The following is a 24,050-nucleotide window of genomic DNA, read 5'->3' on the forward strand; positions in this document are numbered from 1 at the left end:
GGTTTCCCGAGGCTATCCCTCTGTATAGGGCAGGTTGCCCACGCGTTACTCACCCGTCCGCCGCTAAGTTGTTTTAAAGTAAGCTTTAAAACAACCTCGCTCGACTTGCATGTGTTAGGCACGCCGCCAGCGTTCATCCTGAGCCAGGATCAAACTCTTAAAATAAAAATTTTCTCCGAAATTTTTATGTCGCCAACGAAATTATTCACTAGCGTTCATAATTTCCGTTGCTCAAAATAAAAAGTTCATTGCTCATTATTGCTTTAAGTTCTTAGAACTTATTGTACTTGACTTAAGTCAAGTGCTGGCTTAAATTCTTACACTGTGTAGTTTTCAAAGATCAAAACTTAGATGTTACAGAAATTTTTAATTTTGCTGTAATTCTTTGCTTAGCATTTACTAAATTTCATTTTTAGTTCACCGCCGTTTGGCGACTAGATCATCTTATCATTTTTTGTCGAATCTGTCAACTACTTTTTTTACCATATGTTACAGAAACTTTTCTAAAATTCCATCGTAACCCCTCAGCAACTTTTATCAGATCTTTACCTTGTCGATTTTTTAAGTTCTGCAATTGACGACGGCAATATATATTATAGCATATTTATCATCTTAAGTCCATTAAAAATTTATTCTTGTTTTAAATTTTCTCATCTTCGAAAGGGACAATCATTACTATATCATAAACATACATAGTAGTCAATATATTTTCAGTAAATCATTATATAATTCTTATAATATTATGTTTATGCCACAAAAGCATATTTTAAAATATCTTACTTAAATACATATTATCCATAAATATAGGCAAAGTTTATTCACTATTTCTTTAATTTAACCCACAGATATATGATAACAAAAGCCCACTTACCATAAGACGTGAGCTTTTGTTCTATACTAGGTGTTCCTGGGTAAGCTGAAACAAATGTTATACGCCACTCATGCATTCCGCAAACAATATCTTCATTGGTCCATTAAAAACTTCTTTCATTTTTATACCTTCAATTATTTAAAATAATATTTTATTGATTCGCCGCAATCACACTTCCCAAAGCAATTGAGTTAAGTTTTGCTTCATGGCTATCCGCTCTTGAAACCAAAACTACAGGCGCCTTAGCACCCATAACAATTCCTGCTGATGCTGCACCTCCAAAATAAGTTAAAGCTTTTCCAATTCCATTTCCCATTTCAATAAAAGGCACAAGTAAAACATCTGCATTTCCTGAAACTTCACTCTCAAAATTCTTGATTTTTGCTGCTTCCATTGATATAGCTAAATCAAAGGATATAGGTCCCTCTACAATAACATCTTCTCCAAATTCACCTTTTTGACTCATTTGTTTTAATTTATCGCCATCAACCGTTGCTTGCATTTTAGCGCTTACTTTTTCTTTTGCTGCTAGAGCTGCAATCTTAACATTTTCTATACCCATTGCTTTCACTACTTTTACAGCATTTTTTGTGATTTTTACTTTTTCTTCTAAGTTCGGTGTAATGTTCATACCTCCGTCCGTTAAGAATAATAACTTGTGATAATTAGAAGCTTCGTAGACCATCACATGACTTAATTGACTATCTGTTCTAAGACCAATTTCTTTGTCTAATACGGCCTTTAGTAAAATAGCCGTATCTAATAAACCCTTCATTACAAAATCCGCTTGTCCTGAGCTTACCAAACCCACTGCTGCCTTTGCAGCTTCATCTAATCCTTTTTTGTTAATGATCGCATAGTCATCAATTTTCAAATTATGTTCTTTTGCTATTTTTTCAATCTCATCTTTGTCCCCAACCAATATGGGGTCCACAATTCCTAACTCAGATGCATTACAAACAGCAATCAAAACTTCTTCATCTTGTGCTGCTGCTACTGCTAATCTCATTTTTTTCTGTTCTTTGGCAATTTTGATTAATTCTTGAAAATTTTTAATCATGTCATCACTCCATATATTTTTATTATATATTAAATTCTTTTAATAAAGTCTAAACAAAATTTTTAAATTCTCTATTTCATTTCACTTATTATACTATCCTACCATTTACTATACTATAATTCACTGAATTTTTCCAGTACTTTGACAGATGCTTTTTCCTATTTTCATTCAATTTTATTCTATTCTTTCTGAAATTTATGCATGTCTATGTACGTAAAAATAACACCAATAATCATTGATGTTATTTTTTACATTCCATTAAATTCAATTTCTTAAGACATTGATTCGTAATTTCATCTTCTGCATTTATTTTTATAGATTTCTCCAAAACTTCTCTCGCTAAATCAAATTTCCCACTTTCCATATAGGTCATTCCTAAATTAGATAATATTTCAGCATCGTTTTCTTGAAATTGAAGACCTTTTACAAAATATTTTTCTGCATTTTTAAAATCATGCATCCCAGCATAACATAAACCTAATTCATTAAGTGTATCCACTTGTGTTGGTTTTATTGTTAGTATTTTCTTTAAATAGTTTATAGCTTCTTGTACATTTCCTGATTGTCTATACCCTAGCCCAATAAAAAATAATAGATTCCACCAATTAGAATATTTTTCAAGAAGTGGCACAAGTTTTTCAATCCCTAAGTTAGGTTGATTGTTCAAAATAAAAGTATAGCCTTCTTCATATTGTATCTGATCGGTTAGTTCTTCTATCTGATACAATATTTCGCCATTCTTTTCTTCATCTATCCCTAAACTTAAACATTTTTCCCATGTTAACTGTGCTTTTTTGAATAACTTTTGATTGGCATAATGAAACCCTAAATGGTAATAAGCCAAAGAAAAACTAGAATATTTTTCAGTGATAATCTCTAAGGCTTCAACAGCTTCTCTTTTAAAATCTTTTTTCTTCTCTTCTTCTTCTGATTTAAACCCAATATCTTGGCAAATCCTAGCATAATTATATAATCCATTAATATTATCTTCCTCTAATGTTATTAGGGCTTTAAAATAAATAAGTGCATCAACTAGTTCTCCCTCTTCTGCGAATTTTAGTCCTTCGTAACTAATATAGTCTACTATTTTAGCATCGAATGCGTATAAAAATGTTTTATATTCTTTTATGTATTTAAATTCACTATCCAATCCAATTAACCTAAGCATTCCTCTTGCCATGCTTGCTAAGGAAATATTATTCGCATCCTTTCCCTCTTTTATAGGCTTGGCCAATTCATTTATATGTATAGGGATAGGTACACTTTTTAATATTGCAAACTTAGAATCTATCATATACGCATCCTTTTTTAATTCGATAAACATAATTCTTTCTAATCTATCTGCTATATGTTTTTCTATTATTTTGAACATAACATACCTCCTCTCTTCCTTATTCATTGATTATATCCCATACTACAAGGATAATTCAACAGGAAAATCTATTTGTTTTCGTCCTATTCTACATCTTTTTTCATCCCATAAAATTCAAGCATCTCTTTTGATTGCACATATACTCCAAATAAAACAACAATACTTATAATCACACAGAGTAATACTATAATTTTAAAAGGCTTTTGATTAAAATTATTAAAATAGATGGGTCCAAATGAAATGCCTAAAAACCGAAAGCTATTATAAATCGCTGTAATCACACCTCTTTTTTTAGCCGGTGCACAACTTGTGATAAATGTATTCAATGTAGTTAATATAGCACCCACACTAATCCCAATCATCTCAAGAATTATAAATTTATGGCTATATTTAGAAACGTAAGGAATGAACCCAATCGCTATGGCGCAAACAATCAATCCGAGAATTGCAATTAGTTTATACATATTCTCTTTTTTTTGTAAGATTCCACCAAACCAATAAGACACAATAGACATGCTTATCAGTGGCAATGCTACAATAAACCCTCTTGTCAATAGGCCTTTATTCTTTTCTTGCCCAATAATATCTGATAAATTTGCAAGAATACCATATAAAATAAATAAAGAAACAAACCCCACAATCAAGCACATAAGGATCGATACACTTTTATCTTTTATCAAACTGATTATTTCTTGAAAATACTTTTTTAAAGGCTTCCGCTCTGCAATACTTTTAGGTTCATGAATAAAATACCCTATGGAAATAGCAATAGGTATCGTTAAAATGGAATAAGAAAAGAAAATCATATACCAAGCAATCAAAGCAATGATCGATCCTAAAATTGGACTAAGCACTTTTCCGATCCCATTAGATGCTTCAATCATTCCTAAAGCTTTACTTCTTTCCCCTTGAGAAAATAGATCACTAACAAATGCCATCGCAATAGGAGAAGTCCCTGCTGCTCCAAAACCTTGTATCACTCTTCCTAATAAAATATATTTATAAGGTTCATGAAATAAAACACTAGAAGACCCTGACACCACCCCACCTAATCCATATATCATCAAAGAAGGAACAAGTATCTTTTTTCTACCGATTCGATCTGACAGAAATCCTAGAAATGGAATAATCATAGCCGCTGGTAACGAAAAATATGTAATCATCAAACTTACTTCATATTGACTAATTTGAAGTTCTCTCTTTATATCTGTGAATACAGGAATCAACATAGAATTTCCTAAAACCATTATAAACGGAACAAAAGATAGTGCAATCATTTTAAGTGTTGTATCTTTTTTCATTCAATCACCTAATTTCTTTTTTGATAGCATTATCTTTTCCATATTTCTTTTTTCATAATCATTTTCATGAAAAATCCATACGCTTCGTATTCATTTGCGGTTGGTAATGATGACCCTTACCTTACTTATATACATTTCTCATAAACATTCTTTTTCTTCTTGTTGTCATACTTAAAATATCAAATAATAAACCCCTATAGATCATGGTATAAGACAATAAAAGTTGCCCTGCAAAATACATGATAAAACTTCCTGATGATAAAGAAAAACCTATTCCTCCCATAAGCATGTTGAATATAATAGTTCTTCCCATAATCGAATAAAATAGTAATCCTAAAATAATATTTGGTACAAACCAATCGATCCAATTTTCCTTAATAAATGAAAAAGCATAGCTAAAGCTTTCTCCTAATGCATACTCTTTTTGATAAATCATCTCTGGCAAAGGATTTAGTAGTATAAAACCTACCCCTTGTACCAACATCCACAAGGACACAAAACCTATTTTGATATTTAATATAGGACTTAAGAGCAAGCTTACAGCATAATTTACGAGCCATATCACCACCACGATCCCATATATTTTTCGTATATATACGGTAAACCCTTTTTTGAAATCATCCAATGTAATTTTCCCATATCGAATAATATTTTCTACTAAATACAAATAGTTAGAGAATAAAGCACTTACTACTAAAGTTACAACGATTCCTGCTAAAATCCAAAATACAAAAACAATCCGAAACAATAAAATTGAAATGATTGAATAGACCAAGCCTGTAAAAATAATCTGCCAATTTTTCAGTGCCAAATAAAATGCCTTTGGAACGATACTTTTATTCGTCTGAATAATATCCTTTAAAAAATTCATACACTCCCCTCCTAAATAGAAACTTTATGGTATTTCGCATTGACAAAAACTTTATAATCTAAATTATAGTCAAATAAAACTGTATTGCTTCTTTTTATGGCTGCTTTTGCATTTGGGTCACTTATAAGCGCCACAATATCATATTGAAAGTTTTCAAAATGAATTTCTTTTATCATTTGTTTCGCTAAAATCCCTTTATATTTAGGTAAATATTTTTCTATATTTTCTTCTTCATGTAAAAAGTTATGTATTCTTTGATTAAAATCCTCCATATGGACATGTGAAAAGTATTTTGGCACCGTACCCTTCCCTTGCATTAGATAATCAAATTTGAGTATTTCACAAAAAACCTCTTTGTTTTTCCATTGATTGCTATCATAAAATTTTAATAATATTTCATACATTTTTGCTTTTCCATGGGAAACATGGTGATATCCCTTTTTTTCCCAAAAATCTGCTAATGCATGATAGAAGTCTGAAGGATTCTCATAAAAATTATGTATAATATAATGAATCGAGTGCTCAAATCCATGAGAATTAAAAAAGATTTCTACCATTTCTTCTATCATTTTCAACTTTAAAATATCTTTATATCTTATATACTTATTTTCCAACACTTCATAAGGTGCTTCTTCTTTAAAAATATACCCATATATATCTTTATCTTTTCTAATCGCCGAACCTTTCAATAGCTTTAAAAATCCTAATTGTAATTTTTCAGGATTTAGATCATATACTTCATCAAAAGATTTTTTAAATCGCTCAAAATTTTCATAAGGTAATCCTGCAATCAGATCTAAATGTAGATGAATATTTTTGAAGTTAGATATTTTTCTTACTACGCTACTTAAAATACTAAAATCAACCTTTCTATCAATACTTTTCATGGTTTTGTCATAGGTTGTTTGAACACCCACTTCAAATTGAAACAATCCCTCTCGCACCTTAGAAAGAAAATCTAATGTTTCATCATCTAATAAATCTGCTGTAATTTCAAAATGAAAGTTTGTATAATTATTATCATTTTCAACAATATATTTCATGATTTCAAGGCTATGGCTCTTTTTTACATTAAAAGTTCTATCTACAAACTTTACTTGCTTCACTTTATTCTCTAAGAATATCCCTAAATCCTGTTTTACCCCATCTAATGGAAAAAACCTTACCCCTCTAATGGTTGATGATAAGCAATATCTACAATTATGAGGACATCCTCTGGTGGTTTCATAATAAATAATTTTATTTTCATATCCCTCTAATCCATCCATATAAGGTGAAGGAATCGTTCCTAAGTTTTTTATCAATTCTCGTTCAGAATTTCTTAAAATATCTTTTCCTTTTCTATGGGTAATTCCCTTTATGTCATTAAGTATACCTTTTTTATTGACTAAAAAGTGCAATAGTTCTTTAAATGTTTCTTCTCCCTCACCAGAAATAATATAATCAATATCATTTTCTAACACCATTAAATCTACCGGATCAAAACTCACCTCAGGTCCTCCAAGTATAATCGTTAGCTTTGGGTTTACTTTTTTTAGATTTCTCACAATTTCTAGGGTATTTGATCTATTCCATATATAGCACGAGAAACATACAATATCAAATCCACCTTTATAAATTTCTGATAAAACATAGTCTGTATGGTGATTAATCGTATATTCTTGTATATTCAAACAATCAAATTCATCCTTACAATAGCTATATAAATAGCGCAAAGATAAAGCAGTATGAATATATTTTGAGTTTAAAGTAGTTAATAAAATTTTCATCTTTTTATTCCCTTCTGTCATAATTCTTTCTTTTGTAAATCTTTCTCATTATTACCCAATACATTATATCACATTCATTCTCTTATAAATATAAAAGTCCATCTTCAGATATTACGCGTATTATTAACAAAATCTATTGTGCAGTTTTATTCATATTTTTGACCTCTATATTCTAAATCCTTTTATATGAATAAATCTTAATTTTTTAAAATCATAATTTGATAGAGGATAATAAATTCTATCGATCGTATGGGCTGCTATCAAAATTTTGTCTAGCGTTTTTATTCCAGCTTTTATATCTATGACTATAGGTGTATGATCATATTTATGATCTTGCTCAAAATTAATTTGCACTACATCCCCAATCTCTATATCATATAAATCCGTTTCTTCTCCAACAGGTCCGACAGATGTATTGTTTGTAATAAATTCATAAAAATATTCTACACTCGTCCAAGCAGCTGCACGATCATTCAAATGATTATAATACCACCCATATTTTCCGTAATTCATTGGACATCCTCCAGCATGAACAACTTGTGATGCAAAATTTGTACAGTCTCCTCCCATTTTCTCAAAATCAGTATACCTTTTATTTCGATCTAACGCCCATTTTACTGCATATTGTACAGCTTCTTGCCTATTATATTCATAAATCTTACGCATTATAAATCCCCCCCTCATCATACTTTATGCTAAATCATCATGAAAATTAACGTACATATGCTCCAGGTTTTAGTCGAATCATAGAAATAATTCCCAATTACTTTATCCTTTTTTCAATTTCAAGGTTATTTAAACTATTTGTATGGTATAATATAGTAAGTTCAATAAAGGAGGAGATGTTTATGACAATTTTCTCAGCTAGACGATTAAAGCATCAATTTTGCATAGAAGAATTAAGGAAAATCGGTGCAGAAGTTATGGAAATAGAAGGAATTATGTTTATTGTGAAATATCACTGCAATAATTTAAACATTGAATATATTTACCATATAAGTCCAGATAACGCCTATCTTCTTGAGCGTATAAAACCTTATTCATTAGTGCTTAGTGAACATACTACTGAAGAAAGCGTGATCAATGCGATAAAAAACGATATTGACCAATTCAATAATGCAAGAAACAGCAAAAACTTTGATGATTTTGTAAGTATAGATAAAGATCTTACTAAAATCGTAAGATATTTTGAAGATTTATATTTATATTATAATATTAACAACGAAGATATTAATTATCTCAAAAATGAGGTACATAAAATGGCAAAATCTATTATTGAAATCCAAGATCGAAGTAAAAGAGTCTATCACAAAACAGAACCAAAGAGCTTTCGATAAAAAGGAGTGTAACGCATCTCCTTTTTTTTATGTCTTAAAATGTTATTAAAATTTATCATAATTTGAAGGTTTTATAAATTTTTTAGCGAATTAAATAGTAATCACTATAAGCTATTAAGAAAGGAGATTCCTATGGAGAATTTTGACAGAATTTCAATCCAAGAGATTTCTAAAAGAGATATGTTAATGATCGTAAAAGCCCTTGAATATACAGGTGAAAAAACAAATATTGATTCTTTTCTTTCATTAAAAGATAGTATTTTAAAGCAATTATGTTCCTTAGCCGAAACAACAGAGGAAGAATTTTTATATTATCTAGAAAAATAAATCTAATGAAAAACCACAGCATCTATAACAAATGCTGTGGTTTCTCTATAATCTTCTAAATATTTCCTCTTTCACATCATAAGCATCTTTCATCATTGCCTCTAATTGTTTTAATAAACTTTCTTTATCCTGAGGCAAATTTCCTTCTAATGCAACATAGTTTGAAGCATGATTACTTCTAAAAATACAATCTCCTACATTTAAATTTCCTATTAATGTTTTTGTCTCCAGTAAAACCTCTTTTGGTGTTAGTAACTTAAAAGCTCCACTTTGTACTGCTTCATATATTTTTGTACCCGGTTGAATTAATAAGGTTAGAATCCCTAGATAGCGTGGATTGATTGCATTAATCACTCTTGCAGATTCTTTTGCATGTTCTAACCATCTTTCTCTTCCCCCCAACCCTGATATAAGGGTTACAGATAGCGGAATCCCCGATTCAACCATTCGCTTCCCTGCTTGAATTGATTCTTCTGAAGTAACACCTTTTTGAATATCCTTTAAAATAGCATCGCTTCCTGATTCAACCCCTAAATAAGCAATCCCTAGTCCTAACTTTTTTAATTTTTGAAGTTCTTCTACACTTTTTCTCAATATATCCTTTGGTGCGCTATAGATTCCTACACGCTCACACTCTGGAAAAAGTTCTTTAATTTTTAATAATATGCGCTCTAACTTATCTGTTTTTAATGCGAGTGCATTTCCATCTGCTAAAAATACACGTTTAATATGTTTATAATGTTTTCTTGCCATTTCTAGATCTTCTTCTATTTCTTTTAGATCTCTCATTCTAAATTTCTTATCTTTATACATACTACAAAAAGTACATTTGTTATGTGAACAACCAATTGTAGCTTGAACAATCAGACTATAGGCTTCACTAGGAGGTCTATACACGCTTCCTTCATATCTCATATTATTCACCTTCCTACATTTTCTCAGGTGCTGCAATACCAAGTAATCCTAGACCATTTTTAATCGTCTCTTTTGACGCATATACAAGGGCTAATCTAACCTTTTGTAATTTATGATCTTCTACGATAATAGGAGAGTTGTGGTAAAAACGATTAAACGCTTGGGCAACATTTACAATGTATCTTGTAACAATAGATGGTTCGTATTTTCTTGCTGCTTCTTCTACTATTTCCGGGAACTGCTCAATGATTCTCACTAAATCCATTGCATCTTCATTCCCTAATAAAGCATAGTCTACATTTTCATCTATTTTCACTTGCGCCTTTCTAAGTACGCTACATGCTCTTGCATGGGTATACTGCACATAAGGCCCCGTCTCTCCATCAAAATTTAAGGTTCTATCCCATGAAAATGTATAATCCTTTATTCTATTGTTCGATAATTCTTGGAATACGACTGCACCAATACCAACTTGCTTTGCAACTTCCTCTATATTTTCAAGTTTTGCATTTTTTTCTTCAATAATTTCTCTTGTTTTTTCAACAGCTTTTTTGAGTACATCTTCTAAAAATACAACTCTTCCCTTTCTTGTAGACATGGTTCCATCTTCAAGACTTACGAGTCCAAATGGCACATGAATACAATCTTTTGCCCATTCATACCCCATCAATTCAATCACTTTAAACCATTGTGCAAAATGTAGATTTTGTTGGGAGGCTACTACATATATATTTTTATAAAAATCATAGTTTTCTTTTCTATAAATAGCAGCAGTAATATCTCTTGTAATATAAAGGGTTGAACCATCACTTTTTCGAATCAAGGCTGGTGGCATATTGTATGCTTCTAGATCTACAATATCTGCTCCTTTTGACTCTTTTAATAAATTTTTCTCTTCCATCATTGTTAATACTCTAGGCATTTTGTCAGAGTAAAAGCTTTCTCCTGCATAAGAATCAAATTTAACGTTTAGCATACCATAAACTCGATTAAATTCTTTTAAACTAACCTCTCTAAACCATTGCCAAAGTCTCTTAGCTTCTTCATCACCATCTTCTAATTTTTTAAACCACATTCTACTTTCATCTTCTAATGCTGGGTTTTTTTCCACTTCTTCGTGGAGTTTGATATAAAGCTTTAATAATGTAGGGATTGGATTTTCTTCTACTTCTTTTTCATCTCCCCAATTTTTAAAAGCAACAATCAGCTTTCCAAATTGAGTTCCATAATCTCCCAAATGATTAATTGTAACCGTATCGTAACCTAAAAAATCATAGATCTTGTAAATGGCATTTCCAATGACTGTACTTCTAATATGTCCTATATGAAAGGGCTTTGCAATATTCGGAGACGAAAACTCAACAATCACTTTTTTTCCTTCTCCTATATTTGAAGATCCAAACTTTTCTCCTTTTGTTAAAACTTCTTCTACTACAGACTTTGCAAAAATAGCTTTATCAATAAAACAATTTACATAAGCAGCTGCATTTTCAACCTTTTCAAACAAATCATTTTCTCTTATTGATTCAGCAATCTCCTGCGCGATCATTTGGGGTGCTTTCCTAAATATTTTTGCTAGTTTGAAACAAGGAAAAGCAAAATCTCCCATTTGAGAGTTTGGTGGAATTTCAATCATTTCAAGTATTTCTTCCTTCGTTAATCCTTCAATCTTTTGTTCTAGCATATCTGCTATTTTTCTTTTAAAATCAATCATTTTGATTTCCTCCTCTTATATACTAAAAAAAAACAAAAACTCCCGCCTCTTAAATCAAGAGACGAGAGTTTTCCCGTGTTACCACTCTTATTGATGCAAAATGCATCCACTCTACTCCTTTATAACGGTAGGACTCCGTTTTGCCTATTTTTTAGCAAAAATCTCAAAGGTACGTTTCGATCTTAGTCGTGTATCAGACTCTCACCAACTCTGATTCGCTTTGACACATCCTAAAATCTACTCTCCTTATCAGCGATAGAACATTCATTTTGTCTAATAATTTATCATAACATTTTATTCAAATCAAGAGATTTCTAATATTTTTCCCAAATAAATCATAAATACCCTATTTTCATTTCGTTTCTTATCTTTAAATATGATACAATGACTTTAACGATTTTTAAATGGAGGTTTGAAATGTAATGATACGCACTATTTCTCTTATGATGAAATACTTTATCGAACAGAAAGAATTTTTTCTATATCCCTATAAAGAAATTAAGAGTATATTTGATATTGTCCTTAGTAAACAGATTTGGTTTTCACATTTTTTTATCGATTTTATCCATCAAGATTTTTTCAACGCATCCATAGACTATCAAAAAAGTATTATTTATAATCAATACGCAGAAATAAAATTAAAAAATAAATATAGAAAATTGTTTTTTTATAAAGTTATTCTTGTACAAGACCCTAATCATTATTCAACAGAACATTTAGAAGAACTGTTTTCTTGGCTAAAAACAGAAAAAATACATGTTAATTTAATCGTAATGGACAGCTCTTCTAATAAAGTATTGACTATATTCTCAAATTTTAAAGATCAAGAAAACATCGAAAGCTTTATCAAAGAAAACATTGGTCATATTCACAATAAAGATATAGAAGAAATTAACCTTTTAGAAATTGAAAAGACAACAAAAGAAAAGAAAGGTTATTATTTTGCACCTAAGAAAGCTTATTTTACAAGTATTTTTATGGCACTCAATATACTTTATTTCATCTATATATCTATGTCTGGTAGTACTACGGATATCTCTCATATTATTCAGTTTGGTGCAAAATATAATCCACTCATTGCAGATGGACAATATTTTAGGCTTATTACAAGCATGTTTATTCATATTGGTGTGCTCCACTTACTTTTAAATACCTATGCTTTAAAGATATTAGGAAAAGACGTAGAATTTATGTATGGTTCTTTAAAATTCATATTGATTTATCTTCTTGCTGGAATATTCGGAAGCCTCGCAAGTTTTTTATTTAGTAATGCCGTATCAGCAGGTGCTTCAGGTGCCATATTTGGTCTGATGGGTGCCTATTTATATTTTGGTATTCGTAAACCCACTATTTTTTCATCAAGGTATGGTATGAATATCATTACCATGTTAATCCTTAATATTGTCTTTGGTCTTACAAATTCGAATATTGATAATTTTGCGCACCTAGGCGGTCTTATGGGTGGCTTTTTCACGAGCTATGCACTAGGTCTTAAAGGCGAAAAGATATTTAAACTTAAACAAATGCTTTTTCAAATTCTCATTATAATTTTTATCATCACAACCCTCTTTACAGGCGTAAACATTCATCAACAGTCATGGGAATACCATCTTCATAAGGGCGTTAACTACCTTAAAGAAAAAGATTTTGAACATGCTGAATTACAATTTGAAGAAGGCTTAAAGAAAAATGAAAATATATCTGAGTTTTATTTTTATTTAGCATACAGCCACTATCAACAAGGAAATAGAGATACCGCCATACAGTATCTTAAAAAAACATTGTCTATTGATCCAAACGATCAAATGGCAAAGAATTTTTTAAATGATATTCAAAATGAATAAATAATAAAAACTGCTCCCTGTGTTGAGCAGTTTTTAAATTTCACGTTTTTACTTTTTTCTGCCCGTCATCTAAAATTTTCTTTTAATCTCCTCTCAATTGATTATAGATTTCTTTCAACATTAAAGTTACTGCCCATACAGGCATTGGCTCATTAATTTTCTCTTTCCATCCTTCTAAATCATTTAGCACTCCTTTTTCATATAAATACTTGATCCCTTCATATTTCCAACGATCATGATTATCTTCTTTCACTATTTTGTCATAAGTATGACCCATATGGCTACATACAGCCTTTATAACTGATTCTGCATATTTTTCCCAATCACTTAAAATTCTTTTTGTATCTTCTTGATTGTCTGCAAATCCATATTCAACAATTACAGTCTCAACAAATCCAGTTTGTCGGTGCATAAAATAATAATCTAAATTAGCGCTATTTGATAATGTTTTAGAAAATGCCCTTCTTTTCTTCTGTCCAACATTTATCAGTTCTGCTAAGATAGCCTTCGCCAGTTTCCCATCACCATGAATACTATATATGGTTTCTGCACCTTCACCACCTCCTGCATTGATATGATTAGATATGCAATATTTCGCCCCTGATTCTTTGACTATTTTTGTTCTTTGGGATGCCCCCAAATATACATCCTCTGCTCTTGTCATTTTTACATTAAAACCCAATTCTTTAAATCTTTTATACTGATACTCTGATATTTTTAGTACCATTTCCTTTTCCAACCAATATTCATTGCTGCCGCCTCCAGGGTCTTTGCCGCCATGCCCAGGATCAATAATAATAGTATTATTCATCATTTTTTCTCCTTTTTCGCCTTATCTAATACATTTATATGCCTTACTATTTTTTTTGCTACCGATTTTTTCGTCATAAAAATCTACCTGAATCCCCTAGGCATTTTTAGAATTGTTTCTCATCGGATAAAGTTTTTTACACTGGGAACACTATCTCTATTGGAGGTGATACAATGAAAAACCACTCAGTTGAGCGGTTTTTATTTATCAGGATAAAATGCATCCATATATTCAAATGGTTTATTTGTATCAACACCATTCATTTTGTCCAAAATTTCTCCTTCAATCATAAATTGTACTTTTTCATTATCTGGCATTATAGTCATCGTATTAACAATGCTTGCAAGTGTTAATAACGTATCATTATGATCACTCGTTAATCCTTCACTAAATTCTTTCGATAAATTTATCGTTACGGTTTTATCATTTTTTTCAATAGATAATAATTTTGTCCCTTTCGGAATTGGGTTGATATTTTCTCCAACACCTTCACAGTCCATCAGTTCATTCATAACAAATTCCTCTACTGTTTTATCTTTTAGCTTTTCATCATTTGCCTTTATACTATATGCTTCATCAAATAAAAAAGGCATCTCCTTATGTCTTAAATATAAAACATAATCAATCATTTTCGCTTCTTTTTGTTCATCATTTTCTTGACTTATGGTGTTTTTCTCTTTTTCATTTTTTTCTTTGCTTTCTTTTTCCTTACAACCTGTAGCAAAAACACTCACCATCAATACCATACATAAAAGAATTGTTATAAATTTTTTCATGGATATCCCCCTCTTTTAAAATATTATTTTATAGTTGTTTCAAAATTTTCTTCATCTAAAACATCTATCCCTTCTCTTTTTAATAGCGCAACAGTAACCCCATCTCCAATCTTCTTTTTACCTGAAAAACTACCATCATAAATAATCCTACTTCCACAAGATGGACTTCTTTTCTTCAAAATTGCAGTCTTAGCCCCATATATTTTAGCAATTTTCAAAGTTTCTTGTGCCCCTTTTATAAAAAACATACTCACATCTTCACCGCTTTTATTTACAACTTTTGCCTGATTATTTAATACATCTTCTCCATCCCCATCAATGATTTCACATGGTAACCTTGGCGTAGCCATCCCCCCTAATTGCTCTGGACATACTAAAATCGCTTTTTTTTCTTTCACAAGTTTTAATATTTCTGGTATTTTATTATCTCCACCATCATATCTACATTCAAGTCCCGCTAAACATGCACTAATCAATATCATTTTTCACCACACCCTTTGTTTCACTATTTTAATTCCACAATCGTTACCCCTGTTCCACCTTCACCATAAGCGCCATCTCTAAAACTTTTCACATGTTTATGACTTTTTAATTCTTTCTTAATCCCTTCACGTAAGATCCCTGTACCTTTTCCATGAATGACCGTTACCTCCTTTAGTCCTGCAATGTACGCATCATCTAGATATTTATCCGTATCCAGAAGCGCTTCTTCTAATGTCTGTCCCCTAAGATCTATAGATGTTCTTATACTTTGCGCTTTATTTTTTGCAATTTTACCCATACCTGTTTTTTGGATATTCTCTTTTTCTTCCCTTTCTAATCGTAAATTCTTAATATTTACATTCACCTTCATAATCCCCACTTGAACCGTCAAATCTCCATTTGCATTAGGTTTGCTTACTACATTTCCTTTTTGATTTAAATTTAAAATAATAACCGTATCTCCAACCTTTAAGTTCTTTGGTGGCTTGGTATTTATCGCTACATCCATATTGATTCCCAAGTCTTCTTCCATTTCATTTAATTTTCCTTTTAAACCGCTTCTCGCTTCTTCTATTTTTCTATTTCTATCTTTTTCGTCTTGCTCTTTTGATAAATCTCTTAATTCTTTGATGATTTTATCGGCCTCTACCTTGGCATTCTTTAGGAGTCTCCTCGCTTCTTCTCTTGCTTCTTTTAAAACTTTATCTCTTTGTATCGCTAGTTTTTCATTCTTTTTATCATATTCATTTTTCTGGCTTTGAATCATCAACTTTAATTTTACAGCCTCATCTCTTTCTTCTTCAGCTATTTTCTTATCTTTTTCAATTCTAGTTAATATATCTTCAAAAGCAATATCTTCTCTAGAAATTAACACTCTAGATTTTTCTATAATATACTCGCTTAGACCCAATCTTTTGGATATGTCAAAAGCATTTGATTTTCCTGGAACGCCAATCAAAAGTTTATAAGTAGGACTAAGGGTTTCTACATTAAACTCCACAGATGCATTCTCTACCCCCTTAGCTGTTAGGGCAAATTGTTTCAATTCCGTGTAATGGGTTGTAGCAATGGTCCTTACGCCCAAAGTATACAAATGATCTAAAATTGCGATGGCTAAAGCGGCTCCCTCTGTAGGATCTGTTCCTGCTCCTAGTTCATCTAATAATACAAGGGAATTGCTATCTATGTCACTTAAAATTTCTACAATATTGGTCATATGGGAAGAAAATGTACTTAAGCTTTGTTCAATGCTTTGTTCATCCCCTATATCTGCAAACACTTTCTCAAAAACAGATAATTTTGTTTCATGATCTGCTGGCACATGGAGTCCTGCCTGCGCCATTAGCGTCAATAACCCTACTGTTTTTAATGTGACTGTTTTTCCCCCTGTATTGGGTCCTGTAATCATTAAAGTATTAAATGCATCTCCGATCCAAATATTTGTGGGTACTACCGTTTTTTGATCTAATAATGGATGTCTTCCATTTTTGATTCGAATAAATCCATTTTTATTCATTTCTGGCTCTACTGCATTCATTTTTACAGCTAGTTTTCCTTTTGCAAATATAAAATCTAATATAGCTAATATCTTTTGATTAGACTTTATTTCTTGCATTTTTTCGCCAATTAAAGCAGTCAGTTCGCTTAAGATTCTCTCAATTTCTACCTTTTCCTTCAATTTTAACTCTTTTAACGCATTATTAAGTTCAACAATAGCCATAGGCTCTATAAAAAGAGTTGCCCCACTAGAAGATTGATCATGAATTAATCCTGGAAAATTCCCTCTATATTCTTGTTTTATAGGCACTACATATCGATCTTGCCGAATCGTAATAATGGCATCTTGAAGAAATTTCTGATTTTGACTAGAAGCGATAATACTATTTAATCGATTTCTTATCGCACTATTTTTAGACTCTATACTTCTTCGAATATTTTTAAGTGCGAAACTAGCATGATCAGATATTTCATTTTCTCCAACAATACATTCATTAATTCGATCTTCAATCGATTTAAAAGTAAAAAGGCTGCTCACATACCCTTCAATAATAGAGAACTTATTTTCACCTTCCCTAGCCTCTTTTATAAAACTTTTAGTTCTTCTTGCTGCTCTTAAGGTATCCGTTACCTCAAGTAGCTGCCCAGGATATAAGAAAGATCCTATATCAGCCCGTTTTAGATGATATGACAAATCATGTACCCCACCTAAAGAAATACTGCCTCTTTGTAGGATTAAGCTTGTTGCTTCATGGGTTTCTTTTTGCCATGTTACAATCTTTTCATACACTGTAGAAGGTCTAATTTTTTCAACCCATTCTTTTCCTAATGTTGATTCAGCATAAGTTATTAATTGATCTTTTATTTTTTGAAATTCTAAAACTCTCAAAGTTCTTTCGTTCATTATAACGCCCCTTACCTATATTCTTATTTACATAACACCTCTAAAAAAGTGCCCCTTTGTCAATCCTTGTTCTTTCATATTTTTAATAAAATCTTTTGTTTCTTGACTTTGTTCTTTATTGCCTTCCAACGTATTTTTTATTGTTTTCATATACGCTTTTAGTGTACTTACAATTTCTTTCTCATCTTCCGTTGTAAATTGTATGCGCATATGGCGTATTCCACCATCCATAAGTTCTTTGATCGATTCAATTAAACAGAGTTTTTGTGCATTTAATATTTGTATTCTACAATTTGAATCTCTTACAATAGGAAAAGTCATCCCTAATGGATCTTTTAATCCAAATTGATTATTTTTGCAAAGGTTACAATGCTTCTGCCCATCTTTTAACATAGTCGAAATAGGACAATACTTGCTAATCATCAATGGTAGATTTCCATGTACAATCACTTCACAAGGAAGTTCAGACTGCTTTATTATCTCTTTTATTTGTTTTAATGTTAACTCGGGGGATAATGTAATTTCTTCTACATTCATCTCTTTTAAGCATTCAATCGATCCATTATTAAATACATTTAACGAAAAATCTGTAATGATCTTTATATCTTTAAAATCTTTCAACATATTTAATACCCCTAAATTTGAAGCCATCAACCCGCTAAGCTTTTCTAACGTATGCATTTTTTTATTGATATTCACCAGTTCTACATCCTCTGTAATTCTTGAAAAAGTTGGAATTAGCGGGGTATTGTATGGTTCTGCAATTTTTAAAGCTTCATCTATGGTAGCAATATCACTATAATAGATTCGATCTATATGAAATTTCAATACAGCCTTCAGCTGGATAATATTATTTACATATACCCTTAACCCTATATGTTCAGACTTTATTCCCTGCTTATTTTTAATCCATGTTTTTGTTTTTTCATAAAAAGCTTTTAAGTCAATATTTTCTCTATGGTTATGATTTTCTCTTAATTGATTCATTTTTTCTATCACATTTCTTCTTAAATTGTTTAATTGTCCAATAGAAATTGCTACCCCTTGATCTAATTGCATCTCTAATGTTTTTAGTTCATAAGGTGTATTTCCTAATTTTGCAATCTGTTCACTAATTCGCTCCTCTGTAATGGATGTTTTTAATGCTTCTTGGACAATATATTCTCCCTTTTCTTCTATATAATTCCCATCATCATCCCATAACAAAAGTTCTATTGCATGATCTAATTTTCCTTTGAATTTTCCATATAGAGCGATCTTTTTATCCTTTTTTTCATAAGTTTCTTTTGCACGCTTAAGCAATGCACTATCAGAAGTTTTATATACAGGACTATCTTTTAAAACAGTTTTATTGAACTTAATTTCAATAATTTCTCCATGATTTGCAGTCTCTTTCTTTTCCCCTTTTTTAAATATGTTCTCTACAATCGTTCCGGGGTTATCCCCTTTTCTAGACCAAATTTCGATTCCATCTCCTTTTGAAAGAAATCCTTCTAATTTAATCTTTACTTTCCTTTTATTTTTATCATAATCTATCACTTTGCCAATCTTTATTCCTCTATTCCCAGGCTTCATAAAGTTCATAATCTTATTCCCTGTTTCTGCTAGTATGTATCCTTTTGTAAATCTTCTATTAAATATCTGTTTTACATCATTGGATATTTGAGCATCTATTTCTGGTTTTCCTTTGTTTAAAATATATTGATCGATTGCTTTTCGATAAGCATTTACAACGGTTGCAACATATTCTGCTCTTTTCATTCTTCCTTCAATTTTAAGGGATTTTATACCTGTATCTAAGACCTCATCTATGTTTTCAAGTGTATTTAAATCCCTAGGACTTAATAAATAGTCTCCTAATGGACTGCTTATTTTTTTTCCACTGTGCATATCTATTAAATCATATGTTTTTCTACAAGGTTGGGCACATCTTCCTCGATTGCCACTTCTCCCACCAATCATACTACTCATAAGACATTGACCAGAATAACTAACACATAGTGCTCCATGGACAAATACTTCTATATCTATTTTGCTGTTTTTTCTCACCCATTCAATTTCTTCTTTTGACATTTCACGGGCCAATACTGCCCTTTGAAAACTCATATCCTCTAATTGCTTTACCCCCTGAAGATTATGTACAGACATTTGAGTACTCCCATGCATTTCAAAATCAGGTAATAGTTCCTTTACAAATTTAGCTATACCTAAATCTTGTACAATGATTGCATCCACATCTATATTATACAGGAATGCCAAATATTTTCCTAATTCTATCAATTCTTGATTGGATACTAACGTATTTACTGTAACAAATACTTTTACACCTCTTATATGACAATATGCTACTGCCTCTTTTAAAACTTCATCATCAAAATTCTTTGCATTTTGTCGTGCACTAAATAATGTGCCTCCTAGATATACAGCATCTGCTCCATTTTGCACTGCAGCCTCTAATGCTTCAAAGCTCCCAACGGGTGCTAATAATTCTATTTCCATATAATCATCTCCTGTAAGAAAATATTGCTTAAATAAAAAAGTAGTAATATTATTATATCACTACTTTCATCATATCATTAGAAAGATTTTACTAATTATTCCTTTTCATCAAACGTTTCAATAAAACTATCTAACTCTTTTCTAGCTTGTACATATTTTATTTGACTATCAAAAATCTTGTTTTTGAGTTTTTCATTTTCTTTCATTGTTTTTTCTAATTCCTTTTCTTTTAAATTCAGTGTCGCCTCCAATGCCTCCATTTTTTTTAATAATTGTTCCCACTCATCCTGTTTTGGATTACTTTTTTTTTCTTCTTCCAACGCTTCAATTGTTTCAATATATTCCATTTCCTTGGTTTTAAAAGCTGTAAGGGTTGCTGCCAATTGATTTCTAGTTTGCTCCAACTCTTCTAACGGCTTCATTGCTTGCGCTTTTATTGCTTCCTTTTCTTCCTGAATTTTAAAATATTCATCTGCTATATTAAGGGAAGTTAAAACTGCTGTCATTGCAGTACTTAATACTTTTCCATTCTTTGAAATATATACCATCTTGTCATCCACATAATTTGCAACTTTTTGCATGTATTCCCTAGATTCCTGTCCAACCATTGTATATTCTTGTCCATATATTCTAACAATCACTTTGTTTTTATTACTCATCCATATCTCTCCTCTTAAATAATTGGAGTCCTATATATATAAATTCTTTAGAAAACTATAATTTCCTTCTTGTTTTTATCGAATGCTCATTTATTTAACTGAATTTATTCTATATAACCTATTATATTATATCTTAGTCATGAAATAAATACTATAGGAGCCCTAAATTCGTTTATTTTTTGAACATTCTACATTTCTGATTTTAGGTATGTATCCTTGAATTTTCGAACCTTCTTCTGTCTGTTAGCATACTATATAATTGAATAAGAACCTTAGCATGCTTGAAGAAAACTACTACAATATTTTCATATTAGATGGAGGAGGTAACATTTATGAGTTCTGTAAACATATTCCCACAAGTAGATACAGCTCAAATCAGTTCTTATGAACCAAATAAAGTATTTGGTTCATGTAAAGATATGTACTTAGGAAGAAAAGATATAAATACCCGCTTTCGAATGCTCTTTAAATTTCCCATTACATCCATCCCTGATGAATGTATGATTTTAAAAGCTGTCCTTAGAATCTATGTTCAGTTTGCTGGAATGCTCATTCCTAGTTTCTTTACCCCTTATGCATTAAAAGAAGATTGGCATAAACAAACCGTTACATGGAATAACCAACCTTTTTTTCATCCGAATGTATCAGGAGATACAACGATTATAAAAAGAGTGGATTGTCATTATTTCAATATCACAAAAATGGTTGCAAAGTGGTATGAGCATGAAATAATGAACTATGGATTAATTATAAAAAATGAAGAGTTACTGGATGGAACATGCAAACGCGTTAACACAGTTTTAAATTCTGATTTGGCCCCTAGGGTAGAAATAACCTATGCTCAAAAATCTAAAATCAATATTGTTCCTACACGCTTTGTTTCAGGAATAGAAGTAATGGATACAGATGAGCTTTACAGCTTTTCATCTACAATAAATACATCTCTTACAACAACAATTACCTGTCACATCGAAAATTTAGAAAACAAGCCCGTAGAAGTAAAATATCAAATGAGTCCTAATGGGATTGATTTTGTTGATGATTGTAGTTCGCCTAGAATCACACCAGCTAATGGAATGATTCTATTTGTTCCTTGTTCATTTGCAAAATATGGGAGAATTGCAGCAAGAAATGTACATTCTGGAGAAACATCAAAAATCAAAATATGGTATCAAGCGCAAGAATAACGCCTTTTTAAATCATTTAAAAAATAAAACTAGGCACATTTTATTTCGTGCCTAGTTTATTTTTTAAAAAGATTTTTTTCATCATATTGAGCCCTTCATAATCTATTTGATCAAAAAGCTTTATGCTTCTTGCAAATTCTTCATAAGCTATGTTATCAAGTCCATGATGATAGTACAGCTTAGCAAGTCTTAATAAAACTTCATCATTTTCAATAAGATTCAACAGCTGTAATGATTTTTCAAAGTTTTCAGGAGATGTAGCTTCAATAATAATATTTAACAATTCAAAAATAATATCTGTGAATTGTTTAGATTCTTCTTGATCATCACTAATAATTTCATAGTTTTTTCCTTCTAATGTATTTTTCAGAGCATAATATACCTTTCTTGTATTGTTGTTTTCAGGATTTCTAACCATATTCAAAAGCTTAGTAGCATTGTACATATTGCCACTTAATATTTCACATAATACCATCTTATAAATAGCCTTTTCATAAAGTTCTCCTTTTTTTATCTTTTCAAAGGTTTTGTAACTTTCTTTATAGTTTTTCAAGAAAAGTAGACACATTCCTTTTCGATAAAAATGTTTAGAAGAAAACCCTATCATTTCTTCTGCTTTTATAAGATATTCATAGGCTATCTCATACTTTCTTTGCTCAAAATACACATCTGCAAGAGTAATATACTCTTTTCCATCTAAATTTGTTCCAAAAAAACTTTCCAATTTTTCTTTTATATCATTTATGTCTCTTTGCTCATTGAATAATATTTTCATAATTGTATGGAGAGGGTCTATAAATTTAGGATTTACTTGAAGTACCTTTTTGCAGTAATGATAACATTCATCATAATCTTTTAGTTCATAGTAAATTTGTGCTAAAGCATCATATGCTCTAAAACTTCCTGCCCCTTCAATAAAATTCAGATATATAGGAGATTCTCCCATATCTAAACATTTATTAAATTCCTTTATTGCTAAAGAAATTTTATTCTGCTTATAGTACAAGGTTGCCCTTAAAAATATTAAATCCGTAAAATCTGAATAGTATTCAAGCCCTTGATCTATAATTTTTAATCCTTCCTCATACCTTTCCAGTTGATCTAATGTCTTTACCATCCTAAATAATAATTTTGGACTGTATTTTTCTTTCGGTATGAATTTTTCAAAACCTTCTTTATAATATTCATATGCGTTTTTGTAATCCCTATCCTCAAAGTATTTATTTCCCATATTATAAAAAATTACAGGATTTATATTTTTGTTTTCTATATTTTTTGTCACAATTGTCTTATCTTTTTCCTCAAATTTATTAAACTCTATCTGAAGCTTTGGTATATATATTTCATCATCATTATCTTTGCTGTAGAAGGCTACCATAGGGTTGCTATTTTCATCTGAAGCTTTTACTAATAACCCATAGTTAGGATAAATCCTACAGTACCAATCATTAAAAAGCTTTGTTATATCTACTTTGACATAGGTATTTATTTCCTCATTTATTGTAAAGGCTTGGTATAAAACTTCATCAATAATTGGTTGATTTGCATAGTTTACAGTATTTTCTTCAAACCCTTCTGTCATTCTATAAATTTGAAACTCTTTTTTGCAGGATGGATTATCATTACGAACAATATACAAGTGAAGTTCTACCTTATTTACCCTTCCTATCCCTTCTAAAGCTGGCAAATCAAAATATAGCAAACTTCTATAGATAGAATGCTTCATATATTTCCCAACAAATAAAGCATAATAATCTCCATAGTTTTCATAGGGCATAGAACTGTTAATAGCAGCATCTTTGAAAGGACTTTGTTCTATTATTTTTATCATATTCACCCACTCACTTTATAGT

Annotated in this window: 19 protein-coding genes, 1 rRNA gene and 1 other annotated feature; of the genes, 4 read left to right on the forward strand and 16 right to left on the reverse strand. The window is 30.8% G+C overall.

Features of this window, described 5'->3' with window-relative positions:
- The 7 genes from EV214_RS11085 to EV214_RS11115 form a co-directional block, all read right to left on the reverse strand.
- Positions 1-165 (reverse strand): 16S ribosomal RNA (locus tag EV214_RS11085); the annotation flags it as partial.
- An 857-nt stretch (positions 166-1,022) separates the two neighbouring features.
- Complete coding sequence (locus tag EV214_RS11090) at positions 1,023-1,931, reverse strand: bifunctional enoyl-CoA hydratase/phosphate acetyltransferase (protein WP_132245752.1); 909 nt, start codon at positions 1,929-1,931, stop codon at positions 1,023-1,025.
- A 241-nt stretch (positions 1,932-2,172) separates the two neighbouring features.
- Entirely contained in the window at positions 2,173-3,303 is a 1,131-nt protein-coding gene (locus EV214_RS11095; protein WP_165916338.1) for a tetratricopeptide repeat protein, read from the reverse strand.
- 83 nt (positions 3,304-3,386) lie between these two features.
- Positions 3,387-4,604, reverse strand: a complete 1,218-nt coding sequence (locus tag EV214_RS11100) for an MFS transporter (RefSeq protein WP_132245756.1) — start codon at positions 4,602-4,604, stop codon at positions 3,387-3,389.
- A 121-nt stretch (positions 4,605-4,725) separates the two neighbouring features.
- Positions 4,726-5,475 carry a hypothetical protein gene (locus EV214_RS11105; protein ID WP_132245758.1) on the reverse strand — a complete coding sequence of 250 codons (750 nt, stop codon included), beginning with the start codon at positions 5,473-5,475 and terminating at the stop codon, positions 4,726-4,728.
- An 11-nt stretch (positions 5,476-5,486) separates the two neighbouring features.
- Complete coding sequence (locus EV214_RS11110; protein ID WP_132245760.1) at positions 5,487-7,244, reverse strand: B12-binding domain-containing radical SAM protein; 1,758 nt, start codon at positions 7,242-7,244, stop codon at positions 5,487-5,489.
- A gap of 165 nt (positions 7,245-7,409) precedes the next feature.
- On the reverse strand, positions 7,410-7,910 hold the full coding sequence (locus EV214_RS11115; RefSeq protein ID WP_243116629.1) for an amidase domain-containing protein: 501 nt from the start codon (positions 7,908-7,910) through the stop codon (positions 7,410-7,412).
- Positions 7,911-8,092: 182 nt separating this feature from the next.
- On the opposite strand from EV214_RS11115, the gene EV214_RS11120 reads away from it, so the two are divergent.
- Positions 8,093-8,581 (forward strand): hypothetical protein, encoded by a 489-nt coding sequence (locus EV214_RS11120; RefSeq protein ID WP_132245762.1) that lies wholly within the window; start codon positions 8,093-8,095, stop codon positions 8,579-8,581.
- Between the two features lie 132 nt (positions 8,582-8,713).
- Positions 8,714-8,908: a hypothetical protein gene (locus tag EV214_RS11125; protein WP_132245764.1), complete on the forward strand. Its 195-nt coding sequence runs from the start codon at positions 8,714-8,716 to the stop codon at positions 8,906-8,908.
- A gap of 45 nt (positions 8,909-8,953) precedes the next feature.
- Here the strand turns inward: EV214_RS11125 and EV214_RS11130 are convergent, their stop codons facing one another.
- Positions 8,954-9,823 (reverse strand): radical SAM protein, encoded by an 870-nt coding sequence (locus EV214_RS11130; protein ID WP_132245766.1) that lies wholly within the window; start codon positions 9,821-9,823, stop codon positions 8,954-8,956.
- 13 nt (positions 9,824-9,836) lie between these two features.
- Positions 9,837-11,537, reverse strand: coding sequence for an arginine--tRNA ligase (argS, locus tag EV214_RS11135; RefSeq protein WP_132245768.1), 1,701 nt, complete (start codon positions 11,535-11,537; stop codon positions 9,837-9,839).
- Between the two features lie 54 nt (positions 11,538-11,591).
- Positions 11,592-11,799: a binding site (T-box leader), on the reverse strand.
- 160 nt (positions 11,800-11,959) lie between these two features.
- Here argS and EV214_RS11140 point away from each other — a divergent pair.
- Positions 11,960-13,381 carry a rhomboid family protein gene (locus EV214_RS11140; protein WP_132245770.1) on the forward strand — a complete coding sequence of 474 codons (1,422 nt, stop codon included), beginning with the start codon at positions 11,960-11,962 and terminating at the stop codon, positions 13,379-13,381.
- An 82-nt stretch (positions 13,382-13,463) separates the two neighbouring features.
- On the opposite strand, the gene EV214_RS11145 is transcribed toward EV214_RS11140, so the two are convergent.
- The 6 genes from EV214_RS11145 to zapA form a co-directional block, all read right to left on the reverse strand.
- Positions 13,464-14,192, reverse strand: a complete 729-nt coding sequence (locus EV214_RS11145; protein ID WP_132245772.1) for an N-acetylmuramoyl-L-alanine amidase family protein — start codon at positions 14,190-14,192, stop codon at positions 13,464-13,466.
- Positions 14,193-14,392: 200 nt separating this feature from the next.
- On the reverse strand, positions 14,393-14,968 hold the full coding sequence (locus EV214_RS11150; protein WP_132245774.1) for a GerMN domain-containing protein: 576 nt from the start codon (positions 14,966-14,968) through the stop codon (positions 14,393-14,395).
- 23 nt (positions 14,969-14,991) lie between these two features.
- Entirely contained in the window at positions 14,992-15,450 is a 459-nt protein-coding gene (locus EV214_RS11155) for a DUF523 domain-containing protein (protein ID WP_132245776.1), read from the reverse strand.
- Positions 15,451-15,473: 23 nt separating this feature from the next.
- Positions 15,474-17,852, reverse strand: coding sequence for an endonuclease MutS2 (locus EV214_RS11160; RefSeq protein ID WP_132245778.1), 2,379 nt, complete (start codon positions 17,850-17,852; stop codon positions 15,474-15,476).
- A gap of 27 nt (positions 17,853-17,879) precedes the next feature.
- Positions 17,880-20,351, reverse strand: coding sequence for a DUF3656 domain-containing U32 family peptidase (locus EV214_RS11165; protein ID WP_132245780.1), 2,472 nt, complete (start codon positions 20,349-20,351; stop codon positions 17,880-17,882).
- Positions 20,352-20,446: 95 nt separating this feature from the next.
- Complete coding sequence (gene zapA / locus EV214_RS11170) at positions 20,447-21,010, reverse strand: cell division protein ZapA (protein WP_132245782.1); 564 nt, start codon at positions 21,008-21,010, stop codon at positions 20,447-20,449.
- A gap of 332 nt (positions 21,011-21,342) precedes the next feature.
- Here zapA and EV214_RS11175 point away from each other — a divergent pair, with 332 nt between their 5' ends.
- Positions 21,343-22,197: a DNRLRE domain-containing protein gene (locus tag EV214_RS11175; protein ID WP_165916339.1), complete on the forward strand. Its 855-nt coding sequence runs from the start codon at positions 21,343-21,345 to the stop codon at positions 22,195-22,197.
- Positions 22,198-22,237: 40 nt separating this feature from the next.
- Here the strand turns inward: EV214_RS11175 and EV214_RS11180 are convergent, their stop codons facing one another.
- Entirely contained in the window at positions 22,238-24,028 is a 1,791-nt protein-coding gene (locus EV214_RS11180; protein WP_132245786.1) for a DNRLRE domain-containing protein, read from the reverse strand.
- Positions 24,029-24,050: the final 22 nt, after the last annotated feature.

The sequence above is a fragment of the Marinisporobacter balticus genome (genome assembly GCF_004345705.1).
In the GTDB taxonomy this organism is placed as follows: domain Bacteria; phylum Bacillota; class Clostridia; order Peptostreptococcales; family Thermotaleaceae; genus Marinisporobacter; species Marinisporobacter balticus.

Bases quoted from the DNA above. Each gene is read 5' to 3' on its own strand.
- EV214_RS11165 (WP_132245780.1), bottom strand. From the start codon at position 20,351: ATGGAAATAGAATTATTAGCACCCGTTGGGAGCTTTGAAGCATTAGAG.
- EV214_RS11155 (WP_132245776.1), bottom strand. From the start codon at position 15,450: ATGATATTGATTAGTGCATGTTTAGCGGGACTTGAATGTAGATATGAT.
- EV214_RS11120 (WP_132245762.1), top strand. From the start codon at position 8,093: ATGACAATTTTCTCAGCTAGACGATTAAAGCATCAATTTTGCATAGAA.
- EV214_RS11175 (WP_165916339.1), top strand. From the start codon at position 21,343: ATGAGTTCTGTAAACATATTCCCACAAGTAGATACAGCTCAAATCAGT.
- EV214_RS11095 (WP_165916338.1), bottom strand. From the start codon at position 3,303: ATGTTCAAAATAATAGAAAAACATATAGCAGATAGATTAGAAAGAATT.
- EV214_RS11100 (WP_132245756.1), bottom strand. From the start codon at position 4,604: ATGAAAAAAGATACAACACTTAAAATGATTGCACTATCTTTTGTTCCG.
- EV214_RS11160 (WP_132245778.1), bottom strand. From the start codon at position 17,852: ATGAACGAAAGAACTTTGAGAGTTTTAGAATTTCAAAAAATAAAAGAT.
- EV214_RS11090 (WP_132245752.1), bottom strand. From the start codon at position 1,931: ATGATTAAAAATTTTCAAGAATTAATCAAAATTGCCAAAGAACAGAAA.
- EV214_RS11115 (WP_243116629.1), bottom strand. From the start codon at position 7,910: ATGCGTAAGATTTATGAATATAATAGGCAAGAAGCTGTACAATATGCA.
- EV214_RS11125 (WP_132245764.1), top strand. From the start codon at position 8,714: ATGGAGAATTTTGACAGAATTTCAATCCAAGAGATTTCTAAAAGAGAT.
- zapA (WP_132245782.1), bottom strand. From the start codon at position 21,010: ATGAGTAATAAAAACAAAGTGATTGTTAGAATATATGGACAAGAATAT.
- EV214_RS11180 (WP_132245786.1), bottom strand. From the start codon at position 24,028: ATGATAAAAATAATAGAACAAAGTCCTTTCAAAGATGCTGCTATTAAC.
- EV214_RS11110 (WP_132245760.1), bottom strand. From the start codon at position 7,244: ATGAAAATTTTATTAACTACTTTAAACTCAAAATATATTCATACTGCT.
- EV214_RS11140 (WP_132245770.1), top strand. From the start codon at position 11,960: ATGATACGCACTATTTCTCTTATGATGAAATACTTTATCGAACAGAAA.
- EV214_RS11130 (WP_132245766.1), bottom strand. From the start codon at position 9,823: ATGAGATATGAAGGAAGCGTGTATAGACCTCCTAGTGAAGCCTATAGT.
- EV214_RS11105 (WP_132245758.1), bottom strand. From the start codon at position 5,475: ATGAATTTTTTAAAGGATATTATTCAGACGAATAAAAGTATCGTTCCA.
- argS (WP_132245768.1), bottom strand. From the start codon at position 11,537: ATGATTGATTTTAAAAGAAAAATAGCAGATATGCTAGAACAAAAGATT.
- EV214_RS11150 (WP_132245774.1), bottom strand. From the start codon at position 14,968: ATGAAAAAATTTATAACAATTCTTTTATGTATGGTATTGATGGTGAGT.
- EV214_RS11145 (WP_132245772.1), bottom strand. From the start codon at position 14,192: ATGAATAATACTATTATTATTGATCCTGGGCATGGCGGCAAAGACCCT.